This is a genomic window from Acinetobacter larvae (genome assembly GCF_001704115.1).
GTDB classification, from domain to species: domain Bacteria; phylum Pseudomonadota; class Gammaproteobacteria; order Pseudomonadales; family Moraxellaceae; genus Acinetobacter; species Acinetobacter larvae.
Genome location: NZ_CP016895.1, coordinates 422,205 through 444,051 on the forward strand (window position 1 = coordinate 422,205; position 21,847 = coordinate 444,051).

Here is a 21,847-nt window from a genome sequence, read left to right on the forward strand (position 1 = left end):
AATACTCGACGGTTGTGTTGTTTTATCTATTTTTTAAATATGTACAGCAACCAAGCGTGATGGGCTTTATATGCTGTTGCCACATGGCATCCGCGATAAACGGCGGTTATTGAGATAAAGACGACTGATCAGTAGCACACAGGCGACACTCAAACCGATAATAAGACCAATCCAAACCCCAGCCGCATGCGCTTCGGTATAGCGTGCTAAGTAGATGCCGATGGGGAAGGCGATAACCCAATATGCCAGCATGGTAATCCACATTGGTGCTTGTGTATCTTGCATCCCCCTTAAGCAACCAGCGGCACTGACTTGCCAAGCGTCCATCAACTGATAAGCCATGGCATAGAGCAGTAAATACATGGTGACTTGGGTTACAGCAGGGTCACTGCTATAAATCTGAATAATTTGTGGTCTAAAGAGCCAGATGAGAGACATGGTCATACAGGCAAATACGGTGCTCAAGCCTAAGCCAACCAGCTGTACTTTTTGCATGGCTTGCCAGTTTTTTTCACCATAATACAACCCCACGCGAATTGTTAAAGCGATGGCCAAAGACATTGGGATCATAAACAATTGTGAGGTCACGGACATGGCCACCTGATGTGCGGCGAGAACGGTTTCACCCAAGGGGCTGAGCACAATTGCCGCAGTACTAAAAATACTGACCTCAAAGAAAATCGCCAGTCCGATGGGCAGTCCCAAGATTAAGATGCGTTTAACCCACTGCGCTTGTAGTTTTTCAAAGCGGTTAAATACTGGGGCTTTCTGATAGATTTTCGCGTTTTTGATATACAGTGCTAGGCTAATAAACATCAACCATTGCAGGATAGAGGTGGCAAAACCACAGCCGGCACTGCCCAGTGCAGGAATAGGTCCAAGTCCATACATAAACAAAAAGTTGAGCGGAATCAGTACCAGCAATGCCAGTAGACTGATCACCGTCACAGGGCGTGGGTGTCCAAGCGCTTCAGAATAACCACGTAAAGAACCATACATGGTCACGGCAGGCATGCCCAATGCAATGGCATGTAAAAACAAACTGGCTTTGGGGAGTAAGTGCGCTGGTACACCAAACATCGGTAGGAAAAACGGCATAATTTGTAAAATCAATGCCGCGATAATGCCCAATAGCAAGGCAACCCAAAGTGCTTGGCGCGTGATTTGTCCAATCTGTTCAGGGTTGCGGGCGCCACGTGCTTCTGCGACCAATGGTGTGGTTGCAATCATAATGCCACTAAATAACAGCATGACTGGCATCCAAAGCCCGACCGCAACAGCAATAGCGGCAAGATCTGTTGCAGATAGATGCCCTGCCATAATGGTATCTATCAGACCAAAGCCTGCTTGTGCAAATTGCGTGACCAGAATTGGTAGCATGAGTTGTAATAGTTGTTTGAGTTGGAAACGACTACTGGTGAGGTTCGACACAAAAAGTACTCATTCTAAGATAAGTTGAATATTAACGTAGTATACCTTGTCTACATCATCACAACATATCCATCAATCGTCGTGACTCGGTACGATGCAAGGCAATAGTCGTGTTAAAATAGCACTTTTGTTATTTGAGCTGTTCACTTAGTGTCGTTAAATCCACAAGCCATTCCTTTATCACTCTATATACATATGCCATGGTGTGTACGTAAGTGTCCTTATTGTGATTTCAATTCACATGCCGTCCCAGATGGTCAGTTGTCTTTACAGCTTGAACAACAATATTTAGAGGCGTTATTGGCGGATTTTAAAACCCAATTAGCATGGGTGCAGTCACGTCCTATTCATAGTGTATTCATTGGTGGTGGTACCCCCTCATTGATCTCAGCACAAGGCTATGCATGGCTTTTTGCAGCGCTACAACAACTTAGCCCATTTAGTCCTGACTGTGAAATTACCTTGGAAGCCAACCCTGGGACCTTGGAGCATGAGCCTTTTGCCGGCTATTTGCAGGCAGGAATTAATCGTTTATCGATAGGCGTGCAGAGCTTCGACACTGAGCATTTACAGCGTTTAGGACGTATACACAGTCAAGATGATGCCAAACACGCGATTCAGTTGGCACGAGAAGCGGGTTTTCGTCGCGTTAACGTTGACTTGATGCATGGTTTAGCGCAGCAAACGACTGAGCAAGCATTATTGGATTTAAAATTGGCGGTAGAGCATGGTGCAACGCATATTTCATGGTATCAACTGACCATTGAACCCAATACCGTTTTCTTTCGTACCCAGCCGACTTTGCCACCTGATGAAGTCTTGGAGCAGATTCAGCTGGAAGGTGAAGCATATTTGATTGCCCAAGGCTTTGAGCAATACGAAGTCTCGGCATGGCGTAAAGAACGACCTTCAGCACATAATCTTAATTATTGGCAATTTGGTGATTATTTGGCGATCGGTGCTGGAGCACATGGTAAAGTGACCTTAGCCGACGGGGTCTATCGTTTTCAAAAAACCCGTCAGCCCAAGGACTACCTCGCCAAAGTACCTGCTGAGCATGTACAGTTTCGTCGTATTGCTGCTGAGGAATTACCCTTTGAGTTTATGATGAATGCACTCAGGCTTAATGCGGGTGTTGCTGCCGAGTTTTATCCAAGCCGTACCGGCTTGCCGCTCAGTAGTTTGTCCACACAATTGGCAAAGCTTAGACAGCAACAATTATTCTGTACCGACCCACAACGCTTAGCCTGTACTCCACAAGGTCATAGCTTTTTAAATACCGTATTACAGGCTTTCTTGTGATCTCTATGTCTATAGAGGGTAGGGTGTAGGGCGGTCAGGCTAAGTGTTAAGTCGAATAAAATTTTCATTCTGAAAGAGTGCACGAAAACCTATTTTTTGATAGATCGATAGGCCTTGGGCTGAGGCTTCAAGATAGCAATGCTGTACACCGTGTTGCTGGGCAAATATTAAAGCGTGTTGAATCAGTGCTGTGGCATAACCTTTAGCCTGCGCATCTTGTCGTGTGCCAATATCATCTAAACGTGCAATTTGCTGATCTATGCTGAGCGTCAGGGCGGCAACCACTTGCTGGCTTCCTTGATGTGCTGTGCGCAAGACAAAATGGTACAGTGGTTGCTGGGCATCCAGTGCTTGTTGATGTGCACGAAGCAATTGTTGGGTCAGTTGTTCATCACCATCGGCAAAAGCACTGTTGAGCGGTTCAGCCCAATCTGCCAGTGCAGAGCGGTCCTGCAAAGTAATATCTATCGTGTGTGTTGATTGACTGGGTAATGCTTGCCATGTCTTTAAATCCAAGCCCATCGCAGTCGTGCTGCCATCGGCACTAAACTGCGTATCTTGTTGTATATCACTCAATAGTGCGGCATCGCGTTCGCAGACCAAAATATATTCAATCTGCTGTTGTGCGCAGAATTGCATGACATGCTGTAAATCGGCAGGTTTGGCGCCAGCATGTACAAAAATAAAGTTAAAACCCAATGCTGAGCTTTCACTGCAATAGCAGTGTACCTGTGCGGAAGGATGTAGGCTTTCTCGACTGATCGCTTGCCAGAACATTTGTTCAAGTTGATGAAAAGCTTGGCGATGTTGTACATCAGTTGAAATTGCAAGTTCAGACATAGCATGACTCTAAGCGAAGGAAGAGGATTTTCCAGTTATCGATTTTAGTGTGCGTTTAACGGTGATTGATGTGAGCACCCTAAACAGAATAGCACGGCGCATGTGGTGCGCCGTGCTATGTTTTGAAGCCAACTTTGCTTCAGAAGGGAAATGGACTTAGACCATGTAAGAAACCATTATGTCTAATAAACCATTGTGCCTTAGTAGTCGAAGCTAAAGTGCTCAGCAGGCAAAGAGGTTAAGGTACGAGATGGGTTAACCATGGCTTCAGCATGACCCTGCGCACGCGGTAATAGGCGTTCAAAGTAGAAATCGGCCACTTTGATTTTGGCCTTATAAAACTCCGGTGTTTCATGACCAGTGCCTGCTTCCAAGTGCTCAGATGCGACAGCAGCTTGTTGTGCCCAGAAATAAGCCATCATGGCATAGCCAGAGAACATCAAGAAGTCAACAGAGGCACTAGAAACGATGTCTCGGTCTTTGCGTGCTGCTAGCATGATACGTACGGTTAAGGCATTCCATTGGGCACAGATTTTGGTGAGATCCCAAGCAAAACGGCGCATATATTTATTGCGTGCATGGCGACCACAGAATTTTAAAATATCTGCGGTATATTCACGTACCACCTTACCTTTAGACGATAATAAGACTTTACGACCAATGAGATCCAGTGCCTGTACGCCAGTAGTCCCTTCATAAAGGGTGGCAATACGCGCATCACGGACAATTTGCTCCATGCCATGCTCGGCAATATAACCATGACCTCCAAAGACTTGCACACCGAGGTTGGCTGCTTCAAGCCCCATTTCAGTGAGGAAGCCTTTTAAAATAGGGGTATAAAAACCAAGCTTGTCATCATATTCATCAAACTTGGCTTGATCACCTTGTGCCAAAGCATCTGTCATCTTATCGGCAATTTGTGCAGCATAATAAATCATGGCACGACCACCTTCAGCAATGGCTTTTTGAGTCAGCAGCATGCGGCGAACATCGGCATGGTGAATAATGGCATCTGCTACTTTTTCGGGGTCTTTCTTACCCGAAAGCGCGCGCATTGAACCACGTTCTTTGGCATAAGGTAAAGCACCTTGGTAAGACAGCTCAGCATGGGCAATCCCTTGTACTGCAGTACCAATTCGTGCGGTATTCATAAAGGTGAACATGGCATGTAAGCCTTTGTTGGGTGCACCGATTAAATAACCTGTTGCTGCATCAAAGTTGAGGACCGCTGTTGCCGAGGCACGAATACCCATTTTGTGTTCAATTGAGCCGCAGCTCACGCTATTGCGCTCACCAATTTGACCATCGGCCGTTGGAATAAACTTCGGCACGATAAATAACGAGATCCCGCGGGTACCGGCAGGCGCATCTGGTAGACGAGCCAAAACGATATGGATAATATTTTCCGTGAGATCTTGTTCGCCAGCAGAAATAAAGATTTTAGTCCCGGTGATTCGGTAGCTTCCGTCAGCATTGGGTTCTGCTTTGCTTTTGACTTGGCCTAAATCTGTACCGCATTGTGGCTCAGTCAGGCACATGGTGCCCGACCAAGTTCCAGCCACCAGATGTGGCATATAAAGGTTTTTTTGTTGCTCTGTACCAAATTGTATAATGGTATTCATGCAGCCCATGCTTAAGCCAGGATACATGGTGAACGGCCAGTTGGCAGTTCCCATCATTTCAGATTTAACAATATTGAGTGACATCGGCAGGTTCTGACCGCCATAGATTTCAGGATAAGAAAGCCCTTGCCAGCCACCTTCAACAAATTGCTGATAAGCTTCTTTATATCCTTTAGGCGTTGTGACTTCTCCATCGGCAAAATGACAACCTTCAAGATCGCCACTTTGATAGAGCGGTGATAACACATTTTCACAAAAATCTGCTGCACCTTCTAAAATCATTTCGATGGTATCTGTGTCGACATCCTTACCGTTGTATAGGCTTTTATAATGCGCTGGATAGTCGAACAGCTCATTGATTAAAAAACGAATGTCTCGTAGTGGGGCTTTATATGTAGGCATATTCAAATCCTATTCAATTTCGTTTTTACTTGTCGTACTATGGTCTTGATTATTCATTTCTATCTATAAAAATGCATTGATGATAGTCATTGTAAAAAATGTCAGAAAAGCGAATTGTCCATAGCTTATAGGGCATAATATGCCTTATTGTACATGGCTCATCCCTCTCATAACACGTAGCAATTTAGCAAATTATTTTGAATAAAAGCTATGATAAATCTTCTGCACAGCTATGATTTTATCACCGCGTTGTAGCCAGAAAATGCAGCCCTTGCTGTCGCGAGAAGTGTAGTCGCTAGAATAGCAATAAAAGCATTCACCAGCAAAAACACTTACTCATAGATAAAAATATAAACTTGGCGCTCGCTATAAATAGATATAAGTCGTTGTGGATTTATTTTGCTGGAAAATCGAACGATTTAAAACCACTATTTAATTTGTTTAATAACTGAGTATATGTCTATATTTAGCATATGCGCTTTGCTAGTTTTTTGTTAAGCTCTTTTGACGAGATTATTCGCTTATTTAAATGAGCGTTCTTCATTATAAATACATTGGGTGCTAGAAAATCATCATGCGTTTAAAAAAACTTACTTTATCTTTACTGAGCTTGAGTCTTGCTGCGTGTGCAACATCAGGGATCAATAATACTCAGACTATGGATGGCAAAGCTCTTGATCAGCAAGCGATAACAGGATTGAACGCAATGTTCTCTTATCCAAGCTTTGATTATAAGGGCTCCATGAATGTACAAATCGAACGCAAAGAAGGAGCACCCGATAGTACGGGTAAACCGCAATTAGAAGCGTCCGCACAACAACAGATTGAGCAGTATTTACAGCAACAACACATTAAATTATCTAAACAACAGAAACAAGATTTGTATGAGGCAATGGCTGAACGCAGATCTGAAGGAAGTTTCCGAAGCGAACGCATACAACGTGTATTGGGCGATATCTTGTCAGGTGTCAAATTCAGTTATGAAGGTTCAGTGCATTATAAGCAAAAGCTTATTTCACTCAATATGATGGGGCGTTATGAAAAGCCCAATGTTTTGGTACAAGCCAAAGTACCGATGATTTTAGATTTAGAAAACTTTAAATTTTATATCAATTACTATTCGATCTTGCCATTTTTAGTCAATAAACAAGATCAAGAGAAATTTGCATATTTAGATTTTTCTAAATTTAAAGATGATTTTAATAAGATCGATATGAGTAAGCTAATCGCTTATTTAAAAGAACAGAATGCTTTGTTATATACGCTTGCAGCGCCCGAAAATATTCAACAAGTTGCATTAAATAGTCAGGACCGTCAAGAAGGTGCTGTACGTAAGATTCGTTTGAATGTTTCCTTACAAGATTTAATGTGGCAACAACAGCTCTTTCAAGCGGTAAACAAAGAATATTTCAAGAAAGAGATTATCGATATCGAAAAAGTCTTGGATGAGCGTTTTAAGCAGTTACAAGAAGATTCTTCGATTAGTTTAGAAGATGAAGAAGATCGTTATCGCTATTATGGCTTAAGTGCTGAAGAGAAAGATGCTTATAAAGCCGCAGATAAATTAGAAAGTCTGGTCGATTTACGCTTTGGCGATGACGACGATGACGAGACAGAAGCGGCGGTTGCTGATCATGAGGCTGTGGTCGCTGCAACAGAAGTGGTTGATGATGAACAGGCAGTTGATGCCGCTGCGGAAGACGCTGCTGACGTTGCCGATGTTGCAGCAGATGTAGCCACTGCAGCCGCGAGTGCGGCAGAGCAGGAGGATGAACAGGTTGCGGCAGGGACGGAAGTCATTACGTCCGGGCTTAACTTTGAACAATGTATGGAATTGTCTAAGCAATTACAACAATTGCAAATTGGCGATTATAACTATTGTTTAAATCGTCATGGGATCGACATTTTAGACAAAGATACCGATTTTGACTTTGATAAATTAAAAGCAGAAGGCATGAGCTTATTGGAGCTGGAAGAGAAATTCTCAAGCTATGCCAGCGATAAATTTGTCGATGCCAAAGCATTTAAAGCTTTGGTTGAACAACACCAAGAAGACTTTAAACGTTTACAAGCCAAAGAAAGCATTAAAATGCCAGTCATTATTGATGTTGCTTTAGATGCACAAGGTCGTGCGGTTAAAATCGATTATGACCTGCAGGTCGATATCGAAAAGACCAGCACGGTGAAAATGCATTTAGATACTTCATTTTCCAATTATGGTAAGGCAAGCCCTATTGATAAAAAACTATTAAAGGATGCGAAAACGATTGCTGAGATGAGTAAGGGCTCGGCATTAGAACGCGTTGCTAATGGTATTAGTAGTAGTTTAGGCATGGCTTATGAAGAGGATAAAGACGGCAATAAAGTATTGAAACGTAGTCTCAGTGATCAAATTGAAAGCTTAGCTGAGCAAGTTTATGCTGACAGCAAATCTTATCGTAAAACCTATCAAGCGGTATTTGTTTTTGAGCTTTCTCGGGAAAAACCTGAAGTGATGGAGCATTATTCTGCACAAGATCTGCAAGAGATGGGGCGGGTTTATGCGTATAGTTATGCAGATCAGGACCAATATGATCCAAAAGGCAAAGAGCTGGCCGAATTAAAACGTTTGATGAGCAAACATCATTTAGAATCGACCGAACAGTATGATAATACCCTCGGTGAAGCAGTACATGACAAGGTCATGAGTGCCATTGATGAAAACAAAAATCAAGCCAATTGGAAAAAATTAGTACGTCAGTATAAAGAGCCGAAAGCGATTTTTGCCGAATACTATGTACAGCTTTATCTAGAAGATCTTAAGCGTTATGAAGAGAAATTAGATAACAAAGAAATGGCATTATTAAGACGTACTGCGGCGATTTTAGCGCAGACGTATGTTGATGCACGTCAGAAGAAACTCAATGAAAAAAGCATTGCAGCATTAACTGAGGAAATGCAGGAATATATTGACTATAGTTTATACCGCAAGGTCTTTAAACAACTGCGTAAAGAGTTTAAATAATCGCATGTGCTAGCGCATGTTGATTTGAGCCTGACGGGTGTAAATCGCCAAAATGCCAAGCCAATTGCTTGGCATTTTTAATGTTTCATCAAGTTTAATGTTTCATCAAGTAGCTATAGGGTGAGCTAAGGGTTGTGTGGCGAGGCATCTAAGAAGTCTTGCAGTTCAGGTCTACAGCCATGCCAAATTTCAAAGGCTTCAATCGCCTGTCCAACTAACATTGAAAAGCCATCGCTGGCAGGGACCTGACGCTGTCGTGCCAATGCTAGAAAATCGGAATCTTTGCCATAAGCCATTTCATAGGCATAATCAAAGCGAAGAGCGGCAGGAAGCTGCAGCGCTGCACCACTGAGACTGGCAGAAGTGGCATTGATAACCAAATCATAATGACCAGATAATGCCGCGATTTCAGAGATATCGAGTGCTAGATCTGGGTAATGCTGCAAGATGTCTTGTTGTAAATGCAGCGCGCGAGCATAAGTCCGGTTGGCAATACAAATCTGCGCAACACCCGCTTGAAAGAGTGGGTAAATCACACCGCGTGTCGCACCCCCTGCACCAAGAATCAGTACACGGGCATTGTGTAAGGGCCAAGCCAAAGCGGTTATGGCTGCGACCAGTCCTTGACCATCTGTGTTATCACCATGTAATAAGCCATCTTGATACCATAAGGTATTGACGGCTTGAGCAATTTTGGCACGCTCAGTCACGACATCGCAGCGCGCAAAAGCTTGTTCTTTAAATGGCACTGTCACATTGAGTCCTTGCCCCTGATCTGCAAAAAAGGCATCAATCGATGCATCAAAGCCATCTTGTGCGGCGAGACGTTTTTGATAGTCTAGTTCAATGCCCATTTTTGCCGCAAAGGCGTGGTGCAGTTCTGGTGAGCGAGAATGTTCGATCGGATGCCCAATCACAGCAAATTTTTTGCGCATTGATGACCTCTTACTTTGTGCGAGCTAGAGGCTTCAATATACGGAAAAATAAACACTTGGCAAGGATAATCTGGAAGGGTGCATTGTGGGAGCTGCTTGGATACTGCTGACTACCAACAGTCGTTGTGACAGTTTAATCTATCCAGTTAATCTACCCAGCCAATCTGCCCAATAGGCTATATCTCCAATAGGCTATGTCGCCAAGAGCTTATATCCGCGAGAGGGACTGGTTTAGGGATTACAAATCGCAGAAATAACGTGAAAAACAATATTAAACATCAAGCTGAGCAACGCCACGACTAAACAAATACTAAAACTAATACTAATTTGATCCGATAATTGATTTTGCGAGATCAAGGTAACACTCACAGAGCTCACCAGTAGGGTCAGCAAAGTAAAAAATAAAATACTTTTGGGATGGGTGATCGGGGACAACATAGGCAACTCTTTTATAGGCAGGTTTATCGGCAGGACAGCCGATGAATTAAGGCAACGTGTGTCGTGTCAGATCAGCATAGTGGCGAACAATGAATAAAAGATGACAGAACTCTGCTTAGATAATCGACCTTTGCTTAGCAGTTTCACGTTTAGAAAACGATCTGCTTAGTGTATACAGGTATCTGCTGTGTGGTGCGCTTTATTTGGTATCGCGGGCACAAGAATTGTGAGATTTCTTTTCAATATCATGGGAAGGTAATTTTTTGTTGCTCATCTGCCCTAGAACAATCCATACTTTGGCTTTATTTCTGTGCTTTGGCACGATATTGACGTGATAAATTTGACATTATAAATGTGATGATACGCAGATATAACTGCATTAACTTAGGGGTTAACGCAGTTATATCTCATCATTAGATTGAGCCTACAAAACTGTAAGGAGCTTGATGTAATTATTGTTTTAATTCTTCGAGCCAATTGCGCGGTTTAAGATAATAGTCCGTCAAACGTTTTTCTGGGCTGTCTTCATCCCATTCAGGTCGATAGGACCATGCAGCCAGATTGGGGAGACTGACCAAAATGGATTCGATACGACCACCAGTTTGCAGACCAAACAGCGTGCCACGGTCATAGACTAAGTTGTATTCAACATAACGTCCACGACGATAGAGCTGAAAATCGCGCTGCGCAGGGCTATAGGCTTTGTCTTGATTGTTTTTAAAAACAGGAATAATGGCATCTAAATAGCCTTGACCCACCGCTTGGATATAACGGAAACAGGTTTCAAAGTCCCATTGATTAAGGTCATCAAAAAACAATCCGCCGACACCACGCTGTTCATCACGATGTTTTAGATAGAAGTAGTCATCACACCATTGTTTGTGTTCGGCATAAACTTGTTCGCCAAAGGGTGCGCATAGATCTGCGGCTTTTTGGTGCCATGCCAAGATATCACTGTCGTTGGGATAAAACGGGGTAAGGTCAAAACCACCGCCAAACCACCAGACAGGATCTTGCCCTTCAGGTTCTGCGACAAATAAGCGCACATTGGCATGAGAGGTGGGGACGTTAGGGTTTTTAGGATGAATGACCAAAGAAACACCCAATGCTTGTGCTTTGGCACCGGCAATTTGTGGATGGCGTTCCGTTGCAGAGGCAGGCAGGTTGCTAATCTGGATGTGTGAGAACATCACCCCACCTTTTTCGATTATCTCGCCATTCTGTAAAACACGAGATCGCCCACCGCCACCTTCTGGACGTTGCCAATCATCAATTTCAAATACAGCTTGACTACCACTCTGATGCTCTTGTTGTTCAAGTGCACTACAAATACGGGATTGTAAATCGAGAAGAAATTCGCGAACGCGTTGTATATCTGCGGAAGTAGGATGCTGCATGATAACCCTCGTCGGTATAATAGAACGTCAAATACATCAAAGCATAAATCCATAAAAAAAGTAAGTGTTTTTACTGCTTTTTATGTGCTGGATTTTGCGAAAGATATAAGCGTGCTCTCTTTGTCAAAATGACTTAAAAGTCATCCTCTTGGTACATGTGGTTCATGCGATCATGTTTGGTCTTGAGGTAGCTTTGATTGAAAGGATTCAGCCCAACCGTAAGTGCTACTCGATCGACCACATTAATGCCCAATTGTTGTAGGGCTTTTATTTTTAGTGGGTTATTGGTGATCAGTTTGACTTGCCCAATCTGTAAATGCTTGAGCATGATGCTACACATATCATAGCGCCGGGCATCGGCTGGTAGATTGAGCATTAGATTGGCATCTACGGTATCGTGTCCCTGATCTTGTAAAGCATAGGCGCGGATTTTATTGGTGAGACCAATCCCACGACCCTCTTGTCGTAAATATAGAATGACCCCTTGACCTGCTTGGCTGAGCATCCGCATAGTATTGTGCAGTTGTGGACCACAATCACATTTTAAGGAGCCAAAAGCATCACCTGTAAGGCATTCCGAGTGAATGCGCACTAAAACAGGCTGAGTCGGGGCTTGTTCTAAGCCGGTATGCAAGGCGACATGTTCTTCCCCAGTATGAGGGTCTTGAAATACACTAATTTTGAACTCGCCAAATTCGGTCGGTAGCTTGGACGTTGCAACAAATTCGATGGGCACAGGTTTTTTCCAATACTGTATTCAAATTGATTTAAAGTATAGCGTAAAGCTTGGCTATTTATAGTCAATCCACGGCACTTTATAATGAAACGCTTTTCTTTTTTGTATAAAACAATACGATAATAGTTGCTAAGTAGTAAGATTATTCAGGATAATCTACAGTCACCCACGATCCTATGCTCAGTTGAGCATCAATTCGATATTGCAATGCCAGTCGTTTGGCAGATTAAAGATGATATGATGCGAGCTTTAACTCGTAGTAACCCGTTTACCTAGCTTAGGATTTGCCAGGCTTAAGAAGGCTTCGCCCCATATGTTGTATACTGAAATACCTGCTCAACGTCCAGTAACGCCATTGTTAGATAATATTGATTATCCTAAACAATTACGCCAACTCGCTCGTAGCCAGCTCAAACAAGTTGCAGATGAATTACGTCAGTATATTCTCTATGCTGCTGGGCAAAGTGGTGGACATTTTGGTGCCAATTTGGGAGTGATTGAACTCACCGTTGCCTTACATTACTGTTTCAATACACCAGATGATCGTTTGGTTTGGGATGTTGGTCATCAAGCCTATCCACATAAGGTTTTGACTGGACGTCGAGAACAAATCACCTCAATCCGCGCCAAGAATGGTTTGGCAGCCTTCCCGGCACGAGATGAGTCGCCGTATGACACATTTGGCGTTGGTCATTCATCGACTGCGATTTCTGCTGCATTGGGCATGGCTTTGGCACGTCAATACCAACAGTGTCCTTGTGATGTTGTTGCTGTAGTGGGCGATGGTGCTATGACTGCGGGTATGGCATTTGAGGCGATGAATGATGCAGTCGCCCATCAGGCAGATATGATCGTGGTCCTCAATGACAATGATATGTCGATCTCATGTAGTACGGGTGGTTTTGCGCAGCATTTAGCCGCATTGTGGCAACAAGGGCATTCGGTTGAAATCGATGCCGAAGGTCAAGCCTACGTGGCGAGCCATCCAGCATGGTCATATAACTCACGCTTGCATCAAGCGGCAACAGACGCCGCAGATAATTTGTTTCAAGCCATTGGTTTTGATTATTTTGGTCCTTTTGATGGACATGATTTAGACCACTTGATACAAGTTTTTCAAGCTTTAAAAAAACGTCGTGGTCCACGGTTGGTGCATATTTACACCACCAAGGGTAAGGGCTTTGCGCCTGCTGAAAGCGATCAGATTAAATACCATGCCATCGCTAAGATCCCAGTCAATGCTACAGCAGCAAGCATGCCAACTACGCCAAGTAAAAGTATCCCTAAATATTCCGATGTATTTGGACAGTGGCTCTGTGATCAGGCAGAGCAAGACCATCGTTTAATGGCGATTACCCCAGCGATGTGTGAAGGATCAGGCATGGTGCAGTATGCCAAAGATTATCCAACACGGTTTTTTGATGTGGCGATTGCTGAGCAGCATGCGGTGACTTTGGCTGCGGGTATGGCTTGTGAAGGGCTTAAACCGGTCGTTGCGATTTATTCAACTTTTTTACAGCGCGGATATGACCAGCTGATCCATGATGTTGCCTTACAAAATCTCGATGTAACCTTTGCCATTGACCGAGCAGGTTTGGTGGGTGAAGATGGGCCGACCCATGCTGGGGCTTATGATTATGCCTATCTGCGTACGGTGCCCAATATGATTATTATGGCCCCCAAAGATGAAAATGAATGCCGGCAAATGCTTCATACTGCTTATTTATATCCAGGACCTGCCGCAGTTCGTTATCCACGTGGTCAAGGGCTCGGCGTGGCAGTTGATGAAAAGTTAAAAGTCTTAGAGTTAGCCAAAGCTGAAACCGTTGCCGAGTTTAATGCGCAGCATGATGAGCGTATTAGTATCTTAGCCTTTGGTAGTCGTGTTGCGGTTGCGGTCCAAGCGGCTGAACAGTTAGCCACTCAGCTTGATGTTGCTGTTAGCGTCATCAATATGCGCTTTATTAAACCGCTCGATCAGCAAATTATTTTGGACTGTGTCGATCAAACCAATTTGTTTGTTACTGTCGAAGAGCATGCGGTGATGGCGGGTGCGGGGAGTGCTGTGAATGAGTTTATGGTACAGGCAAATATTTTGAAGCCTATGGTTAATATTGGCTTGCCAGACCAGTTCTTGGCTCAAGCGAGTCATGAAGAAATGCTGGCAGATTGTGGTCTAGATGCCATCGGGATTCAACAGACTGTGGCAGCGACTTGGATTAAAGTCATGCAGACGGTATAACGAGAAGCGCGCAGAAAAGTCATCCCTCATAATGCTTTGATTGCAATGCGTGACAAAAAAACTATAACTAGTTTCCCTAAAAGCGCTTTCATTTGCTAAAATGGCGGCGCTTAATGCATTATTCTTTATCAAAATCTTTAACGTTGTAACGGGTGTTTAATGGAACCTATGGTGGTGATGGCTGCGCGTGCGGCTCAAATAGTTGGTCAAGAGCTTTTAAAAGCGCATCAAAATCGTCATAAGCTCGACCTACAGGTTGAAGAAAAAGGTATTGATGGTCCTGTGACGCGTGTAGATCGTTACTTGGAGCAACTCTGTATCGATACACTGCGTAAAAGCTATAAAAATCATAGCTTTTTGGGCGAAGAATTCGGTTTGCAAGAAGGTAAAGGTCATGATGCAGACTGGTGTTGGGTGATTGATCCACTGGATGGCACACTCAATTTCATCAATGGTTTCCCGCATTTTTGTATCTCAATTGCAGTACAGCACAAAGGCGTGACTCAGCATGGTGTGATTTACGACCCTGTAAAAGATGAACTCTTTTCCGCTAGTCGTGGTCGCGGTGCAATGCTCAACCAACGTCGTATTCGCGTCAATATGAAAGACAGTTTAGACAATACCTTTATTGCTGTTGGACATGCTTATCGTGCTAAGCGTAATGGCGAAATCGTGTCTTATGCTAAAAATCACTTTGAATCTTTATTGGCGATCACAGAAGCTGGTGCACAATATCGTCGTGCCGGTTCTGCCGCTTTAGATTTAGCCTATGTTGCTGCTGGGCGTCTAGATGCTTATTTTGAACTGGGCTTAAAGCCATGGGACATCGCAGCGGGCGAGCTCATTGTGAAAGAAGCAGGTGGTACAGTGGTCGATGCGCGTGGTGGGAGCGATGCCATGCAAAATGGTCAAGTCCTCGCTTGTTCAATGAAGTTACTTAAACCTTTAATGCAAAAAGTAGTTCCAGCTTGGGGCGAAGCAGCAAAATAATGTGCTGCAATAATTTGCATGCAACACTATATTTATTTGTCGCGCCTTGTTTGATATAACTTCTTAAAATCTATATAAGTTTAAAGCTATGCAAATGATAGACCTAAGACCTAAATGGTGTTAGGTCTTTTTTATGATTAGGCAAAAAGTTGGCTTTTTGTAGTTGAGACTGTTCAAGTCTAGGCATGATTTATATGATTGCAGGCGAACGGATGAGTCTGGATTATTCTGCTTTTAATGTGATGTAATGTACATTCTCTTCGGGCTATCTTTGTTGCTAATTGGGTATTTATTTTGCTTTCTCAGTATATTCACGCTTTTGCATTATTTTTTGCTCTGCTTAACCCCTTTTTGATGAGTATTTATATGTTGGGCCTGATCCGTAATCTGGATTTTAAGGTCTTTAGTAAAGCATTGATCCAAGGTGCGGTGATTGCCTTGCTGGTTTTTGTGCTTTTTGCTTGGGGTGGGGAAGCAATTTTTAATGAATATCTACAAGTTCGTTTTGAAGCATTCCAAATTTTTGGTGGCTTGATCTTTTTGGTTATTGGTTATCGCTATGTATTTGAAGGTGCCGATACCATTGGTTTAACCCGCGGTGCGCCTGAGCATGTGGCAGGTACCATAGCCATGCCCTTTATGATTGGACCCGGAACGATCAGTGCAGCGGTAGTGACGGGGATGCAAGTGCCTATGATCGGCGCTGTTGCCGTGATTGGCTTTACCTTGTTTCTGACCTGCAGTTTGCTGATCCTAATGAAGTTTGCACATGATAATTTAAGAACCAAGCATTCAAAATATATCGACCGTTATGTCGATATTGTTGGGCGTATGTCGGCGCTGTTGGTCGGGACCATTGCCATCGATATGATTATTCGTGGCATTGTGGGTGTGGTCGAAACTATTCCTCAATAAATCGAAGCTATCTCGCAACCTGCAATCAGTCGAAATTGTTCCACAATAAACTGCTGCGCCATGTTGCTGTGGCGTGGATAGCACGCAGCAGCATGGTGTCTAAATATACCGCAATCAATCCACCGATCATCTGCCCCTTTAAAAATAACGTGACATTTATTGAATAGCTGTTATAATTGCGCCACGCACTTCTTTTCCGTTCATTACCTGAACATTCTCTTCTAATCATTGTGTATGCGCGTGCGGTCCAAAGAGGACGATATTTCGCGCCCCAATCGCTTAAGCGATTCTTTCAGGTTGAAGGCCGTAATCACGTGCGTTATATCACATCGTCGTTTCTCGGATTGCCGCTGAATTATTTGCTTTCAGCAGCCTAATGTTGCTGCGCCGCTTTTTGTCGATGTCCATCTGACTTTTATAAATGGAGCACCCAAACTGGGGTGAATTACTCTATGAGCAAAACTTTTGCTGAATTTTCTCTGCACGAATCACTACAAAAATCTCTTGAGAGCCTTGGGTTTACTAGCCCAACTCCAGTTCAAGAACAATCGATTCCTGCAGCTTTAGAAGGTAAAGATTTATTAGTATCTAGCCAGACTGGTTCTGGTAAAACTGCTGCGTTCCTACTGCCTTCTTTAAACGCTATCGCGGAACAAGACACTTTTGTGCCATTTAAAGAGCGTATGCGTGCCATTACTCAACCGAGTATTTTAGTTTTATGTCCTACGCGTGAATTGGCACAACAAGTGAGCCAAGACGCAATTGCTTTTGTACGCCATATGAAGGGCGTACGTGTTGCTGCCATTATGGGTGGTATGCCTTTTGGTAAACAAATTCAACAATTAAAAGGCGCGCAAGTGGTTGTTGCAACCCCTGGCCGTTTGTTGGACTTGGTGAATCGTCGTCAAATTAAATTAGACAAAGTTGTGACTTTGATTGTCGATGAAGCTGACCGTATGTTGGATCTAGGTTTCTCTGAAGATCTAGAAGCAATCAGTGATTTAGCTGCCAACCGTACACAAACTTTGATGTTCTCTGCGACCTTTGCAGATCGTATTATCCGTTTAGCTGAACATATGATGAACAGCCCTGAGCGTATTGCGATTGAAACAGGTCAAACAACCAACAAAGACATTAGTCAAACTCTACATTGGACTGATGGTTTTGAGCACAAGAAAAAGTTATTAACCCATTGGTTAAGCGCAGAAGATTTAGACCAAGCAGTGGTTTTTGCCAGTACGCAAGAAGACACTGATTTGTTAGCTGAAGAACTGACCGAAGCAGGTTTATCTGTTGTTGCCCTACACGGTGCAATGCCACAAACCGTACGTAACCGTCGTTTACGTAGCATTCGTGAAGGTCGTGCCAAAATTTTGGTTGCAACCGATGTTGCGGCACGTGGTTTGGATGTTCCAACCATTTCACACGTGATTAACTTTGGTTTACCCATGAAAAACGAAGACTATGTACACCGTATTGGTCGTACAGGTCGTGCTGGTCGTACCGGTAAAGCGATTACTTTGGCGACTTACCGTGAACGCGGTAAGATTCGTGCCCTTGAAGACTATTTAGATACACGTCTAGATGTCTCTGAAATTGAAGGCTTAGAGCCATCTCCACCACCAGCACGCCCTCGTCGTGATGGCAATGGTGGTCGTGGTCGTCGTGATGGCGGTCGTGGTGGCTTTGGCGGTGGTCGTGGTCGCCGTGTTGAAGGTGAAGGTCATTTTAAACGCCGTGAAGGTGGTCGTGATTCAGAACGTCGTGAGTTCAACTCAGATCGTCCGCGTCGCGAATATAATTCTGACCGTCCGCGTCGTGAGTTTGATGCAGATCGTCCACGTCGTGACTTTAACAATGATGCACCACGTCGTGAATTCAACAGTGATAGCCCGCGCCGCGAGTTCAATTCCGACCGTCCACGTCGCGAGTTTAATTCCGACCGTCCGCGTCGCGAGTTCAATTCCGACCGTCCACGTCGCGAGTTTGATGCAGATCGTCCACGTCGTGAGTTCAATTCCGACCGTCCACGTCGTGAGTTTAACAATGATGCGCCACGTCGCGAGTTCAACTCAGATCGTCCACGTCGCGAGTTTAATTCCGATCGTCCACGTCGTGACTTCAATGCATCTGATAAACCTCGTTTTTCAGATCGTGATGACAACCGTGGTAATCGTATCGATTACAAACCACGTCGTGAAGGTGCTCCAGCATCGGATCGTCCGCGTCGTGACCGTCGTCAAAAATTTGCTGACTAGGCATTACGCCTAAAATAAGACATAAACTAAAATACTTTAAAAGGCTGCCAAATCGGTGGCCTTTTTATTTGTAAGATGAAATAAAGTGCGATATAGTGTGATGTCTATCAAATTTATACAAATAAGTGATAATTTAACTGATTTGTGGGGAAATCATTGTAGTGACGACTATGTATTATGTATCTGCTTTCTTATTATTATCAAATTTGCTATTTTTTGCGCTAAACTTCTTTCTATAATTTTGCTGTATACAAAATGAATAATAATAAAATCATTAATTTAAATTATTCTGTATTTTCTTATCAAACAATTGTTCTTCCATTCACGCATATCAAGCTTGAATCAATGTATAGTATGCAAGCTGATCATCTGCAGGAAATCATTCAGTTATGGATCGTTCAATGCTTGCTACATCAGAAGCTTTAATTGAAGTGAAAAATTTAAGCTTCAATCGAGGTGATCGCGTCATCTATGATGATGTGAGCCTGACAATCATGCGCGGTAAAATCACCGCGATTATGGGACCATCTGGAACGGGTAAAACCACATTACTGTGTTTGATCGGTGGGCAATTAACGCCTGATCAAGGGGAAGTGTTGCTCGATGGTGTCAACTTGGTCACCATGACGCGTCAGCAATTGTTTGCTGCGCGGGCACGTATGGGCATGTTATTTCAAAGCGGTGCTTTGTTTACCGATATGTCAGTGTATGAGAACGTTGCTTTTCCAATACGTGCGCATACCCAGCTTCCTGAGCACTTAATTGCTGAATTAGTTGCATTAAAATTAGAATCGGTGGGGTTACGCGGTGCTGAAAAATTGATGCCTTCAGAGTTGTCTGGCGGGATGAACCGTCGTGTGGCATTGGCGCGAGCAATTGCACTTGATCCTGAGCTGGTAATGTATGATGAACCTTTTGCAGGGCAAGATCCGATTGTGATGGGGGTGTTGAGTCGTTTAATCCGTTCATTGCGAGAAGCTTTGGATTTAACGTCTATTATAGTCTCTCACGATGTAGATGAAACGCTATCTATTGCCGATTATATTTATGTGGTTGCTGAAGGAAAGGTTCAGGGTGAGGGCACGCCCGAGCAATTACGTGCGCATGAGTCGGCTTTCGTACAACAGTTTTTATCGGGTTCGATTGAAGGACCAGTTGATTATCAATTCAGCCATCAAGCCTATTTAAATCAAGAGGTCAATGCATGAACGCGATTGCCGCTTTAGGTCGTCGAGTCCTGGATGCTATTCAGGGGATCGGCGTCGCAACCAGCATGCTTATCCAAATTATATTTTCACTCCCTACTTTATTGGGCATCAGATTGTTTATTTATCAGATGTACCGTGTTGGGGTGATGTCCTTATTAATTATTGCAGTATCTGGTTTATTTATTGGTTTGGTCCTTGGGCTACAGGGCTATTCCATTTTGGTCAATATTGGCTCTGAGGCTATGTTGGGGACCATGGTTTCTCTGACTTTATTGCGGGAGTTGGCGCCTGTGGTTGCCGCACTCTTGTTTGCCGGTCGTGCAGGTTCTGCCTTAACTGCTGAAATTGGCTTAATGAAAGCCACAGAACAATTATCCAGTATGGAAATGATCGGAGTCGATCCCCTAAAACGTATCGTTTCTCCACGCTTATGGGCGGGTATCGTGAGTCTTCCTATGCTGTCTATTATTTTTGCTGCAATTGGTATTATGGGTGGCAAAATGGTAGGCGTTGATTTCTTAGGCGTAGATGAAGGCTCATTCTGGAGTGGCATGCAAAATAGCGTGCAATTCCATTCCGATATATGGAATGGCACCATTATAAAAAGTATTGTATTCGCAATTGTCTGTACATGGATTGCGGTATATCAAGGCTATAACTGTGTGCCCACATCAGAGGGTATTGCGACATCCACAACCCGTACCGTTGTGTATTCGTCGTTATGCGTTTTAGGATTAGATTTTGTGTTGACTGCGGTCATGTTTGGAGGCGTTTGATGAAATCACGTAGCAGTGAATTGGCCGTAGGCATTTTTGTCATTATCTGTGGTATAGCTTTGTTTTTCTTAGCGATGAAAGTGAGTGGTCTGATGGGCACGAACTTACGCGATAGTTATACCATGACGGCACAATTTGATAATATAAACGGTTTAAAAACCCGTGCCAAGGTAACCATGAGTGGTGTAACCGTTGGTCGAGTAAAAGAGATCGACTTAGATCCTGTAACACGTCAAGCAATGGTGACTTTTGAGTTGGATGGCACATTGACCACATTTAATGCGCAACAACTCAAGACTGTTGAAAGTAATGCATTAGACGAACTGCGCTATCGCCCAGAATACCAAGCGGCAGATAAAGCGAAACAAAAAGAAATGGAACAGCAACTTATCGGTAACATGAAATCTATCACAAATATTGATGAAGATGCTTATATCATGGTTGCAACCAATGGTTTGCTCGGTGAGAAGTATTTGAAGGTTGTTCCTGGCGGTGGTCTCAACTATTTGAAGCGTGAAGATCGTATTGGCAATACCCAAGGCACCATGGATCTTGAAGATCTGATCACCAAGTTTATTACGGGTTCAGCAGCTAAGACGGGTAATGCAGAGGGTGATGACAGTACGGCGACTGAGGATGCCCAAACTTCATTTGTTGAATAGCTGAAGAGTTGAATAATAGGCCCGATGGCTACCAAATTTATAGGAGTAGTTTCACATGAATATAACTTTAAAACGTGGTTTAACTGCAACTGCATTGAGCACCATGCTTGCCAGTAGTGTTTATGCTGCACCAGCAGAAACACCACCAGCTTTTGTAAAGCGTGTAGCAGATGGCTTAATTAGCCGTTTAAAAGCAGATCATAATAAGTTGCAAAACAATCCAGCTGCAATTAAAGCTATTGTTCGTCAAAACTTAGACCCTTATGTCGATGCACAGGCTTTTAGTCGTATCGTGATGGGAACTTATGCCACTAACCAATATAGCACTGCCGCACAACGCGCCAAGTTTGAGCAAAATTTTAGAGAAGTGTTGATTGAGAACTATGGTTCTGCATTGGCGAAGTACAGTAATCAAACCTATAGCATGCGCCCTTATAAAGAAACGGGTGCAAAATTCCCTGTGGTGATTATTGACTTCAATAACAATGGTGAAAAAATTCCAGTCTCTTTCCAATTGACCGATAGTGGTAATCAATGGAAAGTGCGTAATATCAACGTCTCTGGTATTGATCTCGGTTTACAATTCCGTAATCAGTTTGCTGCCAACGTAAAACGTAATGGCAACAATATAGATAAAGCAATTGCAACCTTTAAACCAGATGCAGATGCAGCCATCAAAAAATAAACTT

17 protein-coding genes are annotated in these 21,847 nt (G+C 43.5%); 10 read left to right on the plus strand and 7 right to left on the minus strand.

Annotated elements, in window-relative coordinates; all coding sequences use genetic code 11:
* Positions 1 to 66 precede the first annotated feature (66 nt).
* On the minus strand, positions 67 to 1,380 hold the full coding sequence (locus BFG52_RS01875) for an MATE family efflux transporter (protein ID WP_169817576.1): 1,314 nt from the start codon (positions 1,378 to 1,380) through the stop codon (positions 67 to 69).
* Positions 1,381 to 1,626: 246 nt separating this feature from the next.
* On the opposite strand from BFG52_RS01875, the gene hemW reads away from it, so the two are divergent.
* On the plus strand, positions 1,627 to 2,733 hold the full coding sequence (gene hemW / locus BFG52_RS01880; protein ID WP_067559000.1) for a radical SAM family heme chaperone HemW: 1,107 nt from the start codon (positions 1,627 to 1,629) through the stop codon (positions 2,731 to 2,733).
* Between the two features lie 39 nt (positions 2,734 to 2,772).
* On the opposite strand, the gene BFG52_RS01885 is transcribed toward hemW, so the two are convergent.
* Both BFG52_RS01885 and BFG52_RS01890 read right to left on the minus strand, forming a co-directional pair.
* The gene (locus BFG52_RS01885; RefSeq protein ID WP_067551865.1) at positions 2,773 to 3,573 is read right to left on the minus strand and encodes a GNAT family N-acetyltransferase; all 801 of its coding nucleotides are present in this window, start codon (positions 3,571 to 3,573) and stop codon (positions 2,773 to 2,775) included.
* Between the two features lie 200 nt (positions 3,574 to 3,773).
* On the minus strand, positions 3,774 to 5,597 hold the full coding sequence (locus BFG52_RS01890) for an acyl-CoA dehydrogenase C-terminal domain-containing protein (RefSeq protein ID WP_067551868.1): 1,824 nt from the start codon (positions 5,595 to 5,597) through the stop codon (positions 3,774 to 3,776).
* Positions 5,598 to 6,171: 574 nt separating this feature from the next.
* Between BFG52_RS01890 and BFG52_RS01895 the strand changes: the two genes are divergently transcribed.
* Positions 6,172 to 8,601, plus strand: coding sequence for a hypothetical protein (locus BFG52_RS01895; protein ID WP_067551871.1), 2,430 nt, complete (start codon positions 6,172 to 6,174; stop codon positions 8,599 to 8,601).
* A gap of 125 nt (positions 8,602 to 8,726) precedes the next feature.
* On the opposite strand, the gene aroE is transcribed toward BFG52_RS01895, so the two are convergent.
* The 4 genes from aroE to ribA form a co-directional block, all read right to left on the minus strand.
* On the minus strand, positions 8,727 to 9,536 hold the full coding sequence (aroE, locus tag BFG52_RS01900) for a shikimate dehydrogenase (RefSeq protein WP_067551874.1): 810 nt from the start codon (positions 9,534 to 9,536) through the stop codon (positions 8,727 to 8,729).
* A 231-nt stretch (positions 9,537 to 9,767) separates the two neighbouring features.
* Positions 9,768 to 9,974, minus strand: coding sequence for a hypothetical protein (locus BFG52_RS01905; RefSeq protein WP_067551877.1), 207 nt, complete (start codon positions 9,972 to 9,974; stop codon positions 9,768 to 9,770).
* Positions 9,975 to 10,426: 452 nt separating this feature from the next.
* A complete protein-coding gene (hemF, locus tag BFG52_RS01910; protein WP_067551880.1) occupies positions 10,427 to 11,371 on the minus strand; it encodes an oxygen-dependent coproporphyrinogen oxidase in 945 nt (314 codons plus the stop codon).
* 133 nt (positions 11,372 to 11,504) lie between these two features.
* On the minus strand, positions 11,505 to 12,107 hold the full coding sequence (gene ribA / locus BFG52_RS01915; RefSeq protein ID WP_067551883.1) for a GTP cyclohydrolase II: 603 nt from the start codon (positions 12,105 to 12,107) through the stop codon (positions 11,505 to 11,507).
* A 313-nt stretch (positions 12,108 to 12,420) separates the two neighbouring features.
* Here ribA and dxs point away from each other — a divergent pair, with 313 nt between their 5' ends.
* From dxs to BFG52_RS01955, 8 genes are all read left to right on the plus strand, one after another.
* A complete protein-coding gene (gene dxs / locus BFG52_RS01920) occupies positions 12,421 to 14,349 on the plus strand; it encodes a 1-deoxy-D-xylulose-5-phosphate synthase (RefSeq protein ID WP_067551886.1) in 1,929 nt (642 codons plus the stop codon).
* Positions 14,350 to 14,508: 159 nt separating this feature from the next.
* The gene (locus tag BFG52_RS01925; protein ID WP_067551889.1) at positions 14,509 to 15,339 is read left to right on the plus strand and encodes an inositol monophosphatase family protein; all 831 of its coding nucleotides are present in this window, start codon (positions 14,509 to 14,511) and stop codon (positions 15,337 to 15,339) included.
* A 294-nt stretch (positions 15,340 to 15,633) separates the two neighbouring features.
* A complete protein-coding gene (locus BFG52_RS01930; RefSeq protein ID WP_067551892.1) occupies positions 15,634 to 16,254 on the plus strand; it encodes a MarC family protein in 621 nt (206 codons plus the stop codon).
* Between the two features lie 452 nt (positions 16,255 to 16,706).
* On the plus strand, positions 16,707 to 18,512 hold the full coding sequence (locus BFG52_RS01935; RefSeq protein WP_067551895.1) for a DEAD/DEAH box helicase: 1,806 nt from the start codon (positions 16,707 to 16,709) through the stop codon (positions 18,510 to 18,512).
* 389 nt (positions 18,513 to 18,901) lie between these two features.
* On the plus strand, positions 18,902 to 19,720 hold the full coding sequence (locus BFG52_RS01940) for an ABC transporter ATP-binding protein (RefSeq protein WP_067551898.1): 819 nt from the start codon (positions 18,902 to 18,904) through the stop codon (positions 19,718 to 19,720).
* Entirely contained in the window at positions 19,717 to 20,496 is a 780-nt protein-coding gene (gene mlaE / locus BFG52_RS01945) for a lipid asymmetry maintenance ABC transporter permease subunit MlaE (protein WP_067551901.1), read from the plus strand. The genes BFG52_RS01940 and mlaE overlap by 4 nt, the downstream gene beginning before the upstream one ends.
* Positions 20,496 to 21,158, plus strand: a complete 663-nt coding sequence (gene mlaD, locus BFG52_RS01950; protein WP_067551904.1) for an outer membrane lipid asymmetry maintenance protein MlaD — start codon at positions 20,496 to 20,498, stop codon at positions 21,156 to 21,158. Before mlaE ends, mlaD begins: the two co-directional genes overlap by 1 nt.
* Positions 21,159 to 21,213: 55 nt before the next feature.
* The gene (locus BFG52_RS01955) at positions 21,214 to 21,843 is read left to right on the plus strand and encodes an MlaC/ttg2D family ABC transporter substrate-binding protein (protein ID WP_067551906.1); all 630 of its coding nucleotides are present in this window, start codon (positions 21,214 to 21,216) and stop codon (positions 21,841 to 21,843) included.
* Positions 21,844 to 21,847: the final 4 nt, after the last annotated feature.